This is a genomic window from Nonomuraea sp. NPDC001684 (assembly GCF_053596515.1).
Window position 1 is genome coordinate 1 of the sequence record NZ_JBSFGJ010000301.1, and the last position, 11,445, is coordinate 11,445.

Sequence of the window (11,445 nt, forward strand, 5' to 3'; positions counted from 1 at the left end):
GCGAACGCCCCCCGCCACCCGCTCCGCGGCCCCGCGATAGTGTCGAACGGACGACGACCGGAGGGATCACCCGCCATGGCCACCACCCGCACCGCGATGACGTTCGCCGCGATGAGCAGCCCGGAAGGCACGATCGCGGTAATGAAACCGCTCATTCCGATCAGGCCGACGCCTATGGCCCCCCAGACGAGGATCGCCCACCCGACATATCCGGGAACCTGCTGCCCCTGCCGCCCCGCCCGCGCCACCAGCAGACCCAGCAGCGCCAGCACCACGACGAACCCGCCGGGCAGCGCCCAGAAGACCGCCTGCGAGTCGCCGTCCGCGAGGCCGTTGCGCAGGTCTCCGGCGAGCCAGCTCGCCCAGGGGGCGAGGGGGGCGAACACGGCGGTGTGCGCCAGGGCGATGAAGATCATGGCTCGCCCGGCCCAGATGGTGAGCCGGTCCGGCGGTGTGGCCGTCGCGAGCGGGGAGGAGGTGCTCATGCCTGCCAGCCTCTCCCGGGAGCCGTCCGGTGTGCTCCCTCGCGAGGGGGATGCCGCTCCCTCTCCTGGGGCGGTCTCCGGCGGCCTCATGCGAGCGCCCTCTCGGCCATCATGGCCATCAGCGTCATCTGGTCCAGCGGGGGAGTGGCGGCGGGGTCGAGCTCGCGGTAGCGGCGGTGCAGGTTGACCACGATCCGCTCGGCGTCCAGCCAGGTGGCGTACTCGTCCAGGTCCACCGCGCCGACCGCCTCGGGGAAGGACAGGCCGCGGGCGTGGGCGGCGTCCGCCTGGTCGACCACATGGGCGAGGTAGCCGCGCACCGCGCGGATCCCGTCGGGGTCGGTGACCGGGCCGTGGCCGGGGACGATCGTGTGGGCGCCGGTGGCGAGCATCCTGTCGCAGGCGTCGATCCAGTTGGCGATCGGGCCGCTCCACACGATCGGCGTGCAGCCGACGAACAGCAGGTCGCCCGCGAAGAGCACGCCCGCGTCCGGCACGTGCACGACGGTGTCGGCGCTGGTGTGGGCGGGGCCGAGGTCCGTCAGGCGCACCTCCCGGCCGCCGATGTCGAGGGTGAGCTCCCGGTCGTACGTCCGGGTGGGCAGCCGCAGGCGGATGCCGCTGAAGTCGAAGGCGCCGAAGCGTTCGCGGAAGTAGGGCGTCGCCGGGCCGATGTCCATCACCTGGGCGGCGGTCAGCAGGTCGGGGCGCATCTCGTGCCGCATCTCCGCGCGGGTGGCCGCCGCGGAGACGATGTCGACGCGCTCGCCCAGCAGCTGGGTGCCGTGGCAGTGGTCGCCGTTGGAGTGCGTGATGGCGGCGTGGGTCAGCGGATGCCGGTCGGTGACCTCCCGCATGGCGGCCAGCATCTCGGCCGTCAACGGCAGGTCGAACAGCGTGTCCACCAGCAGGGACGCGCCCTCGCCGGTGACGAGCCCGGCGTTGCTCAGGCCGTACCCGCCGTCGGGCAGCAGCCAGGCCCACACGCCCGCGCCGACCTCGTGCAGACCTCGGGTGTAGGGCAGCCTGGAGCGGGCGTTGTTGACGCGCGGGCGCGGCGGGCGGCGGTCGGGGTCGTGCCGCGGCGTCAACGGGTACGGCTTGGCTGACGCCCGGACGGTCTGACGGGTCCGGCCCAGCCCCTCGACCGTCAGCTCGACGACGTCGCCGTCCCCCAGCCAGCCGGGGAACGCGGACGGGTCGGCCATCGACAGGTGCTCGACGAGACAGCAGCCCGGCACGGTGCCGGAGCCGAACACGTCGCCGGGCAGCAGGTCCACGCCGCGCGAGGCGTAGGAGACGACCTCGCCGAAGCTCCAGTCCATGCCGTCGGTGCGGCCCGAGCCGACGATCTCGCCGTTGACGGCGGCCTCGACGCGCAGGGCGAGCCGGCCGTCGCGGCGGTAGGGCGCCAGCTCGTCCGGGGTGACCAGGAACGGGCCGAGCGTGGTCGCGCCGTCCTTGCCCTTGGCCTGGCCGATCGCCAGCGGGGACTCCCGCAGTTGCAGGTCCCGCGCCGACCAGTCGTTGTAGACGGTGTAGCCGATGATGTGCTCCTCGGCCTCCTCCGGCGTGAGGTCCCGGCCGCCCGGGCCGATGACCGCGGCGATCTCCAGCTCGAAGTCGAACCAGGCGCTGCCCGGCGAGATCGTCACGTCGTCGTACGGGCCGACGACCGTCGAGGGGCAGGCGAAGTAGAAGGCCGGGACCTGGTACCAGGCGTCCGGCAGGGTGCGCGGCTGACCGGCGGCCTGCCGGCAGTTGCGCATGTGGTCGAGGAAGCACAGGCAGTCGCGGATGGAGGGCGGGCGCGGAACGGGCGCCCGCAGCCTCGCCTGGGCCAGCGGAACCGTCTCCGCCGACGACGCGAGCGCCTGCTCGCCCGTCGCGCGCAGCGCCTCGGCGCCGCCGCCGAGGAGATCGAGCAGCCGGACACCGGGCGCGACGGGGTGGATCAGATCCTCGCCGAGCACGCCGACGCGGTCGCCGGTGCCGGTCGCGTAGGTCACCCAACGCATGGGGGAGCTCCTTCGTCTCTATGTTGACCAACATAGGCTATAGCCGCTGACATTCGCTCGGTCGTCGGGCATAGCCGATCGCATGGCATCATCGCCATATGGCGATCGATCACCATGGCGGCCCGTGAACATGCCGAGCCCGCGGCGGGGATGGGCGGCGATCACGCCCGGCCGCCTCTACTACGCCGGACACGTCGGCGCGGGCGGCATGCACGCCCACCACGCCGTGCAACTCCTGTTCGGGGACGGCCTGGTCCTGCGCGGCGGCACCGGGCCGGCGCACGAGGTGCGGGCCGCGCTCATCCCGGCCGACACCCCGCACGAGATCGTGCGCGGCGCCGACGACGCCCTGCTCGTCCTGATCGACCCCGCCCAGGCCGGGCGGCCGTCCCGCGGACAGGCCGCCGGTCCGGCCGCCTCGTGGAGCCTCGACGCGCGCCCGCCGGCCCGTCGTGACCTGCCCGGCCTGGCCGGCCTGGCCGACGAGCTGACGGGCACGGCGCCGCCGCCACCCCTCCACCCCGCTCTGGCGCACGCGATGCGGCTGGTCGAGGCGGCCCTGCCCGCGCAGGTGCGGCTCGCCACGGTGGCCGGCGCCGTGCACCTGTCGGAGAGCAGGCTGGCCCACCTGTTCCGGCAGGAGGCGGGCCTGCCGTTCCGGCCGTACGTGTTGTGGACGAGGCTGCGGGCCGCGCTCTCCTCACTGTCGCGGGGAGCCACGCTGACCGCCGCCGCGCACGCGGCCGGCTTCTCCGACGCCGCCCACCTGACCCGGACCGTGCGCCGCATGATGGGCGACGCGCCCTCGGCGCTGGCCACCGGGGTGCGCTGGCTGGAGGGTTAGCAGGTTCGTTCAAGCCCGCCGGGCCCCGGCCAGGCCAGGCTGGTCCATGTGATCATCATCATCGGCGCCGGTCAGGCAGGGCTCGCCGCAGGCCGGGAACTGCGCCTGGCCGGGCACGGCGTGCTCCTCCTTGAGGCCCATTCCCGCGTGGGAGAGTCCTGGCGGCGGCGCTGGGACTCCCTGCGCCTGTTCACCCCCGCCCGGCTCAGCTCGCTCCCCGGCCTGCCGCTGCCCGGCGACGGCGACCGCCACCCCGGCAAGGACGAGGTGGCCGGCTACCTGGAGGACTACGTGGCGCACTTCGAGCTGCCCGTCCGGCTCGGCGCCTCCGTCTCACGACTGCGCCGCGCCGCGGACGGGAGGTTCGAGGCGGTCACCGACCGGGACGTCCTGACCGCCGACGGCGTCGTGGTCGCGACGGGCCCCTTCCAGCGGCCGCACGTCCCCGCACTGCCGCTCGGGCCGGACATCGTCGCCCTGCACAGTGCCGACTACCGCAACCCGGGCCTCCTGCCCGACGGGCCCGTGCTCGTGGTCGGCGGCGGCAACTCCGGCCTGCAGATCGCCGCCGAGCTGAGCCGGGACCGGCAGGTCACGCTCGCGGTCGGCAAGCGTCAGCCGGTGCTGCCCCAGCGTGTCCTCGGCCGCGACGTCTTCGCCTGGCTGCGGGCCCTCGGGGTGGTCACCGCCCCGGCCGGCGGGCGGTTCGGCCGCTTCGTCCGCGAGCGCGACCCGCTGATCGGCGTCGGCCCCGGGCGACTGCGCCGCCTGGGCGTCCGCGTCGTCGACGGCGTCGTCTCGGCCGACGGCGGCCGGCTGCGGACGGCCGGCGGGCAGACCGTCACGCCGTCCGTCGTGATCTGGGCGACCGGCTACCGGCCCGACTACGGCTGGCTGCGGGTGCCCGGCGCCCTGGCCGGCGGCGTGCCGCTGCACACCGGCGCCCTGGCCGGCGGCGTGCCGCTGCACACCGGCGGCATCAGCCCGGTGCCCGGCCTGACGTACGTCGGCCTGCCCTTCCAGCGCAACCGCGGCTCCGCCCTGCTCGGCTGGGTGGGACACGACGCGGCCCTGGTGGCACGGAGCTACCCGGGCGCGGCGCCGCCGCGGTCGTCCACGGCGGGCCCGGTCAGCCCTCCGGCCACGCGGTGAGGACGGCGGCCAGCAGCGTCCCGTCGTGGCCGGACGGCACCGCGCGCAGGTCGAGCAGGCAGCGGCCGTTCTCCACCCGGGCGAGCACGGGCGGCTGCGCCCGGCGCAGCGCAGCGGCCGCCCGCCGGTCCAGCGCGACGGCGGCGCTCGGCAGGGACACCCCGGGCGCGCCCCCGCCGCCGACCACGCTCCGGCTGTCGACGGCCTCGGCGTCGATCCCCTTGTCGCGCAGCCGGGCCGCCAGGTCTTCGGCGCGAGAGCGCAGCGTGGCCTGATCGGCGTGCAGGCTCTCCCAGGTCGGCGTCGGCGGGCCCGCGACCGTGGCCTCCAGCGCCGCCAGGGTGATCTTGTCCACCCGCAGCGCGCGGGCGAGGGGATGGCGGCGCAGCCGGTCTACGAGGTCGGCGCGGCCGAACAGCAGCCCGCATTGAGGGCCGCCGAGCAGTTTGTCCCCGCTGGTGGTGACGAGGTCCGCGCCCTCGGTCAACCAGCTCGTGACGTCGGGCTCGCGGGGCAGCAGCGGCTCGTGGGCCAGCAGCCCCGAGCCGGCGTCGGCGACGAGGGGGACACCCCGCTCCCGGCACAACGCCGCCAGCCGCGACACCGGGACGTCGGCCGTGAACCCCTCGATCCGGTAGTTGGACGGGTGCACCTTCAGCACCAGGCCCGTCCGCGGCCCGATCGCGTCGGCGTAGTCCGCCAGGGCGGTGCGGTTGGTCATGCCGACCTCGCGCAGCCGGGCCCCCGTGGAGACGAGCAGGTCGGGAAGGCGGAAGCCGTCCCCGATCTCGATCAGCTCCCCCCGGCTGACCACGATCTCGCCGCCTGCCGCCAGCGCGGTGGCCGCCAGCACGAGCGCCGCCGCGTTGTTGTTCACGACGTGGACCGCCTCGGCCGCGGGCACGGCGGCGGCCAGGGCGGCCAGCGCCGTACGTCCCCGTCTGCCCCGGTCGCCCGTGTCGAGGTCGAGCTCGACGTCGGTGACCCCGGCGGCCAGCTGCACCGCCTGGCGGGCGGCGTCCGACAGCGGGGCGCGGCCCAGGTTGGTGTGCAGCAGCACGCCGGTGGCGTTGATCACCGGCCGCAGGCCGGCGGCGGAGGCGGGCAGGGCCGCCAGCGCCGCGGTCAGGACGTCCTCCGGCGCGAGCTCGCCCTCTCTGGCCCGCCGCTGCGCCGCGACGATCACGGCCTTGACCTGGGCGTGGCCGAACCGCCGTCGGGCCTCGACCAGCCGGGGGTCGGCGAGCAGCGTGTCCGTGCGCGGGATGGATCGACGATGGTCGGTCATGCTAGGGACGTCCGTTCGGCGTGAGAAGCACGGTGTCTCCAGGTCTCGTACCAGGGCCGATCAGGCATCATATGATCAACCGCCAGAAAAGCGATCATGACGGCCGTGATCGTCCTAAGGTGTGATCATGAAGAGGCTCACGCAGTACGCCCAAGGCGGCGGCTGCGCCTGCAAAATCCCCGCGGCGGACCTGGAATCGCTGCTCGGCGACGCACGCATGCCGTTCCCCCGAGATCCCGAGGCGGAGCTCGTGGTGGGGCTGGAGTCCGGCGACGACGCCGCCGTGGTCCGCACCCAGGACGGATCCGTGCTCATCAGCACGGCCGACTTCTTCACCCCGGTGGTCGACGACCCCTACGACTGGGGCCGCATCGCCGCGGCGAACGCCCTCTCCGACGTCTACGCCATGGGCGGCCGGCCCGTGGTCGCGCTCAACCTCCTGTGCTGGCCCCCCGACCTCCTGCCCTACGACCTGGCCGCCGAGGTGCTGCGAGGCGGCGCGGAGGTGGCCGCCCAGGCGGGCTGCCACCTGGCCGGCGGGCACAGCGTCGTGGACGCCGAACCCAAGTACGGCCTGGCCGTCACCGGCGTCGCCGACCCCGACCGGCTGCTGCGCAACGACGCCGGCCGCCCCGGCCTGCCGCTGTCCCTGACCAAGCCGCTCGGCCTGGGCGTGCTCAACAACCGGCACAAGAGCACCGGCGAGGTGTTCCCGCACGCCGTGGAGACCATGACCCGGCTGAACGCGGACGCCGCGCGCCAGGCCGTGGCCGCCGGGATCCGCTGCGCCACCGACGTCACCGGCTTCGGCCTGCTGGGCCACCTCCACAAGCTGGCCCGCGCCTCCGGCGTCACCGCCGTGCTGCACGCCTCGGCCGTGCCGATGCTGGACGGCGCGGCGCAGGCCGTGAAGGAGGGGTTCGTCCCCGGCGGCTCCCGGCGCAACCTCGACTGGGTGGCCCCGCATCTCGACCCCGGCGACGTCCCGGAGGAGACCCTGCTGCTGCTCGCCGACGCGCAGACCTCAGGGGGGCTGCTGGTAGCCGGGGAGATCCCCGGCGCCCCGGTGGTCGGCGAGCTGATCGAGCACACCGGGCACACCGTCGTCATCCGTCCCTGAACGCCGACGCCGGGCGAAACCCCGCGGCCGCCTAGTGCCGGGCCCCGCCCGGCAGGACGACGGCCGCCAGGCCGGGCACGTCGAACAGCGGCCGGCCGCCCGACGGGGAGAGCACCGCCAGCTCCTGCCGCCCACGGACCTGGTCCTGGGGCACCTGGACGACGGCGAAGCCGCCGTCCACCGGTCCGACCGGGAACCGGCCGGCCGGCAGCGGCAGGCGGGCCACCTGCCGTCCCGTGACGTCGAACTCCAGGACCGTGATCCGGTCGCCGGAGTACTCCAGGGTGAAGATCCGCTCGCCGCTCACCTGGACGGACAGCCCGTGGTCGGTGTCGCTGAGTACGCCCGCGCCGGACGTCAGGGTGAGGGCGCGGCCGGTGCCGGCGTGCTCCAGCGTGACCCGGTCGAGCGGCGGCCTGTCGTGCCGTCCGATGTCGAGGAGGAGCGGCTCGCCCGACGGCGGCAGGCCGACCGGCTCCCGTCCGGGCGGCAGGTCGAGTTCGCGGGGGTGGCCGCTCGGGAGCTCCAGCGTCCGGTAGGAGCGCACGTCCCCGCTGGCGTGGTAGCCGACGATCAGCCGCCGGGAGTCCGCCGACCACGCCCATGGACTGTACGCGCTGTCCGCGCCGCCGCCGGCCGGCGGTTCCAGCCGGTGGACCGCGACGCCCAGCAGGTCTCTGACCTCGTACCCGCCTCTGACGGGTTGCCCGAGCCAGCGCCCGTCGGGGGAGAGCGTGATGTTGCCCGGCGGGCTGACGGTCCGCGCGCCCAGCAGGAACTGCCGGCCGTCGGCGAGCAGCAGGAAGGTGGGGCACTGCGACTGGCAGGCGGTGTACACCAGGACGCCCCGCCCGGCCGGGCCGGTGACGGGCAGCGCCGGCGCCTGGGCGGGCGGCCGGACGACATGCGGCGGCGAGGCCACCGTCACGCCGGTGTCCGGACCGGCGGGCGAACGCGCCTGGAAGACGGCGAGAGCGCCGACGACCACCATGACGGCGGCCGACCCGGCGACCAGCGCCCTGCGCGGGACGAACGCCGGCCCGCGGGGCCGTCGCCACGTGGGCAACCGATCGCTCATGACCTTCTCGCCGAACCCGTCGTCGGTCACCGGCCCAACCCTCCGTCGTGGACGCCTCACTTGCAACACCCGACGAGGCCGGCGGAGGGCCGGGCCGGTTCTCAGACCGCGGCGCCCCACAGCGCCAGCCCCATCAGCAGGACCAGCGCCGCCCGGCCGAACGTGCGGGCCGAGGCCCGCTCCGCGGCGCCGAAACACAGGCAGGGAGCCGCCTGCTCGCCCATGACCAGAAGATACGTCTGCGCCACCGTGAACGACAGGCCCAGACACGTCCCGGCCACCCCCACCAGCACGTCGCCGGCGACGGGGGAGAAGGCGGCGAGGGCGACGAGCGCCTCCACGGTCACCACCGTGAAGGCGCCCGCCCGGGCCACCCGTCCATGAAGCCCGAAGGCCGCCAGGCCGCTCCGGAAGGCGCCGAGGTCGCGCGCCTTCCCGAGCACCGCCAGCACCAGGACGAGACCCAGCCCGTAGCGGGCGACGAGGGCGATCATCCGATCACCAGCATCGCCACCACGGGCGCCGCGAGCACGACGAACAGGACCTTCATCTTCGGCAGTGTGAAATAGAACGCCGTGTCCGCCTCCATCCGGTCCCGCGCGAGGGCGAAGGTCAGGAGCATCATCGCCCGCGCCGCCGCGAAGCCGGCGCCCGCCAGGAGCGCCTCCTGCCAGGACGCCAGGAACAGGATCGCCACCGCCATGATGTGCGGCAGCCCTGTCGGCGAGTACGTGCGCATCCCCGTGCCCATCTCGGCGCCGAACTGCACGGCGCCCCAGAAGGGGATCCTGGTGACGAACTGCGGCACGAGCCGCGCGTTCTGGAGCAACGGGAAGGACAACACGTCCAGCTCGCGCAGCAGGAAGATCACCGCAGCCGCGGCGACCATGATCTGCAGAACCACTGCGGGGAACGGAGCCCGCAGCACGGAGCCGACGACCACCAGCACGAACGTGACGGCGCCCGCTCCCACGAACAATCCGGCGATGAAGCCGGCGACATCAGCACCCCGCCGGACCGACGAGGACAGCACCCAGGCGCTGTTCAGGCTTCAAACGGAGCCCGAGAGGGAGAAGCCGGCGACGAGGGCGGCCACCAGCCAGGTGAAGCCCTTCGTGTCCGCGCCCGCAACCCTCGAACACAGCACCAGGGCCTCCGCCGCCGCGATCAGTGCCAGTCCGGGCACCAGCAGGCGGACGGATTTTCTGGTGGCGGAGTCGCTCATGGACTCGGGTCAGATCGCCGTACGGCAGATGGAGAAGCGGGAGACGTTGCCGCCGCCGCAGTCGTGGTACTCGTACCAGCCGTCGGAGCACATGCGGCGGGTGCTGGTGGTGCCGCCGCCGTACCACTTCCAGGCGTTGTTGCCGTCACAGCTGGAGGGGTTGTGGGTGTAGCGGAGGTTGTAGCAGGTGCCGGACGCGCCGTCGTTGCGGTGCCAGGAGCCGGAGCAGTTGCCCGAGTAGAGCGCGGAGGACGGCACGCAGACGGAACCGGCGTCGGCGAAGCCGTGGCAGGTCTCCCACGCGGTGTAGGCGGCGGCCGTCGCGCCGCGCGGCTTCGACCAGGGCAGCAGGTCGAGGACGCCGAGCCCGGTCGCCACGGCGGCGCCGGTGGCGATGCCGAGCACGCGCCGCCTGCTCCAGCCCTCGCGCGTGGCGCCCACCCGCGTCGGCAACGCCTGCGCGGGCATCTCCTCGGCGCTGGGTATCTGGTCGAGTATCGAGGTCCGCTTCTCGGCCTTCACAGCTTCACTCCCTTTCTGTTCGCGACCGCTCGGTCGACGATCTCCGTGAGCGCCTCTCCCGACCCCACCGGAGCCGTGAACACCACGACGCCGTTCTCGTCCACGACGAGCAGGGCCGGGCTGTAGGGCACGCTCGCCGCGCGCCAGATCGCCGGGTCCTTGATCACCCGGATGGAATCGGGCAGGGACTTGTCGAACCCGGGGTCGTCCGACAACACGGTGAACGACAGGTCCGAGGGCAGGCCGGGCGCCATCCCGGCGGCAGCGCGCAGGACGTCGTCGCAGATGGGGCAGCGACGGTTGACCTTGATGACCATGGTCGTGGCGCCGGGCACGCCCAGCCCGTTCGCCTGGGCCTCGGACCCGGCCGCGGCGAAGCGCACGCCGACCCCGTTGTAGGTGGCCAGTTCCAGCTCGCGTACCCGCCGGTAGAGTCCGGCCCCCGCCGCGAACAGCAGAGCGACCAGGACGGCCAGGATGATGACCACCGCGGTCAGCGGTTCCACGTCAGGCCCGCCACTCGACGCGCTTGACCTTGTTCAGGAAGTCGGCCGCGGTCTCCGGGGTGCCCGCGCCCGAGCGGGCCGCCACGCCCGCCTTGTTGTAGCTCGGGGCGTTCCAGGGATGCAGCGTGACGATGGCGGTGTCGGTGACCAGCAGGAAGGGGGCCACCGAGTCGGACGGGGGCGCGGGCAGCCGCCACAGCTCGCCCGAGGGCGCCCCGTAGCCCCGCCACTTGGGGATGCGGTTGATCCCCGCCTGCTTCGGCTCGACCGTCATGGTGCCGACACCCGCGATCGAGATCGCGTAGAGCTCCATGGAGACGTCGAACCGCTTGCCGCCGTCGGCCATCATGCCCTCGGGGGTGTCCTGCCACGTCACGCGGCTGAACATGTCGACGATGTCGGCCGACTCCCACTCGGGGGAGTAGAAGAGCCCGTGGGCCATGTGCCAGGGTCCGAGCCAGGCCGCCCACCTGGCGTCGGAGGGATCCTCGCAGTCGTAGACGACGACCTCGCCGCCCGCCAGGGAGAAGCGCTCTCGTTCGCGTCCGCGGACCGAGTTGACGCCTGCCGTGAGGGAGGACAGGGGAGCGAGTTCGAGCCCCCAGGTTTCCGCGGTGGTCTTCCGCGACCCGTATTTCGGGGTGTAGCGGACGTGGCCGGTCCAGGAGGCCAGCGAGGCGGCCTCGGCGTCCTCGACCTCCAGTTGGAGGAGAGAATTCTTGACGGTACGAAGAGAGGATAAATGCGCCATTAAGCCCCAGCCTTTCGTGGCAGATCGCGGGCGCTAGATCATTTGGCTCGAAGCCTTACACGCGCCATCACCCAGGTCAAGACACAAGATCCACACGTTTTTCCGTGGGAAAATTCGGGAGAAAGGTGCCATTACGGCCCGGTCACTTCGGCGTCGGTAAATGGCCATATTTTCGTCATTTACGGGGTGTGGCGGCGGCGCCTGGGCGATGCACCGAAGACGGGGTCGCGGCCACCGCGGCGGCACGGCGGTGAGGACCAAGGTCCTTCGACCGACGGTCGTAGGACACTGCCCGCGGCGCGCGGAAAACGGTGCGATGGAGGCGCGGAAGAGAACGACGAACCATCGCTGAAAGGGGATCGTCATGGCCGCCACGATCGACAGGCCCGTCACGCACACGGGCGCCACCACCGCCGGACGCCGCCCGGTCGAGTACGTCTGGGCGGTCGCCCGGAT

At 73.5% G+C, this 11,445-nt stretch carries 13 protein-coding genes; 3 read left to right on the forward strand and 10 right to left on the reverse strand.

Annotation, left to right across the window (positions count from 1 at the left end):
* Both ACWCSD_RS36385 and ACWCSD_RS36390 read right to left on the reverse strand, forming a co-directional pair.
* The coding region (locus ACWCSD_RS36385; protein ID WP_449921812.1) for a DUF6463 family protein at positions 1–485 on the reverse strand (485 nt) is incomplete at its 3' end.
* Positions 486–571: 86 nt separating this feature from the next.
* Positions 572–2,503 (reverse strand): fumarylacetoacetate hydrolase family protein, encoded by a 1,932-nt coding sequence (locus tag ACWCSD_RS36390; protein WP_449921814.1) that lies wholly within the window; start codon positions 2,501–2,503, stop codon positions 572–574.
* A gap of 130 nt (positions 2,504–2,633) precedes the next feature.
* On the opposite strand from ACWCSD_RS36390, the gene ACWCSD_RS36395 reads away from it, so the two are divergent.
* Positions 2,634–3,347, forward strand: coding sequence for a helix-turn-helix domain-containing protein (locus tag ACWCSD_RS36395; protein ID WP_449921827.1), 714 nt, complete (start codon positions 2,634–2,636; stop codon positions 3,345–3,347).
* 48 nt (positions 3,348–3,395) lie between these two features.
* Positions 3,396–4,499 (forward strand): flavin-containing monooxygenase, encoded by a 1,104-nt coding sequence (locus tag ACWCSD_RS36400; RefSeq protein ID WP_449921816.1) that lies wholly within the window; start codon positions 3,396–3,398, stop codon positions 4,497–4,499.
* On the opposite strand, the gene selA is transcribed toward ACWCSD_RS36400, so the two are convergent.
* Positions 4,477–5,787, reverse strand: coding sequence for an L-seryl-tRNA(Sec) selenium transferase (gene selA, locus ACWCSD_RS36405; protein ID WP_449921818.1), 1,311 nt, complete (start codon positions 5,785–5,787; stop codon positions 4,477–4,479). The genes ACWCSD_RS36400 and selA overlap by 23 nt on opposite strands.
* A 127-nt stretch (positions 5,788–5,914) precedes the next feature.
* Between selA and selD the strand changes: the two genes are divergently transcribed.
* Positions 5,915–6,907 carry a selenide, water dikinase SelD gene (gene selD, locus ACWCSD_RS36410; RefSeq protein ID WP_449921820.1) on the forward strand — a complete coding sequence of 331 codons (993 nt, stop codon included), beginning with the start codon at positions 5,915–5,917 and terminating at the stop codon, positions 6,905–6,907.
* A 31-nt stretch (positions 6,908–6,938) separates the two neighbouring features.
* Here the strand turns inward: selD and ACWCSD_RS36415 are convergent, their stop codons facing one another.
* From ACWCSD_RS36415 to ACWCSD_RS36445, 7 genes are all read right to left on the reverse strand, one after another.
* Positions 6,939–8,015 carry a hypothetical protein gene (locus tag ACWCSD_RS36415; RefSeq protein WP_449921822.1) on the reverse strand — a complete coding sequence of 359 codons (1,077 nt, stop codon included), beginning with the start codon at positions 8,013–8,015 and terminating at the stop codon, positions 6,939–6,941.
* Between the two features lie 71 nt (positions 8,016–8,086).
* Complete coding sequence (locus tag ACWCSD_RS36420) at positions 8,087–8,479, reverse strand: MauE/DoxX family redox-associated membrane protein (RefSeq protein WP_387676384.1); 393 nt, start codon at positions 8,477–8,479, stop codon at positions 8,087–8,089.
* On the reverse strand, positions 8,476–9,018 hold the full coding sequence (locus tag ACWCSD_RS36425; RefSeq protein WP_397159903.1) for a hypothetical protein: 543 nt from the start codon (positions 9,016–9,018) through the stop codon (positions 8,476–8,478). The genes ACWCSD_RS36420 and ACWCSD_RS36425 overlap by 4 nt, the downstream gene beginning before the upstream one ends.
* Before the next feature lie 18 nt (positions 9,019–9,036).
* The gene (locus tag ACWCSD_RS36430; protein WP_352328893.1) at positions 9,037–9,210 is read right to left on the reverse strand and encodes a hypothetical protein; all 174 of its coding nucleotides are present in this window, start codon (positions 9,208–9,210) and stop codon (positions 9,037–9,039) included.
* A 9-nt stretch (positions 9,211–9,219) separates the two neighbouring features.
* Positions 9,220–9,732 carry a hypothetical protein gene (locus ACWCSD_RS36435; protein ID WP_397159905.1) on the reverse strand — a complete coding sequence of 171 codons (513 nt, stop codon included), beginning with the start codon at positions 9,730–9,732 and terminating at the stop codon, positions 9,220–9,222.
* Positions 9,729–10,238: a hypothetical protein gene (locus ACWCSD_RS36440; RefSeq protein WP_397159907.1), complete on the reverse strand. Its 510-nt coding sequence runs from the start codon at positions 10,236–10,238 to the stop codon at positions 9,729–9,731. The genes ACWCSD_RS36435 and ACWCSD_RS36440 overlap by 4 nt, the downstream gene beginning before the upstream one ends.
* A 1-nt stretch (position 10,239) precedes the next feature.
* Positions 10,240–10,989 carry a hypothetical protein gene (locus ACWCSD_RS36445; RefSeq protein WP_358302737.1) on the reverse strand — a complete coding sequence of 250 codons (750 nt, stop codon included), beginning with the start codon at positions 10,987–10,989 and terminating at the stop codon, positions 10,240–10,242.
* Positions 10,990–11,445: the final 456 nt, after the last annotated feature.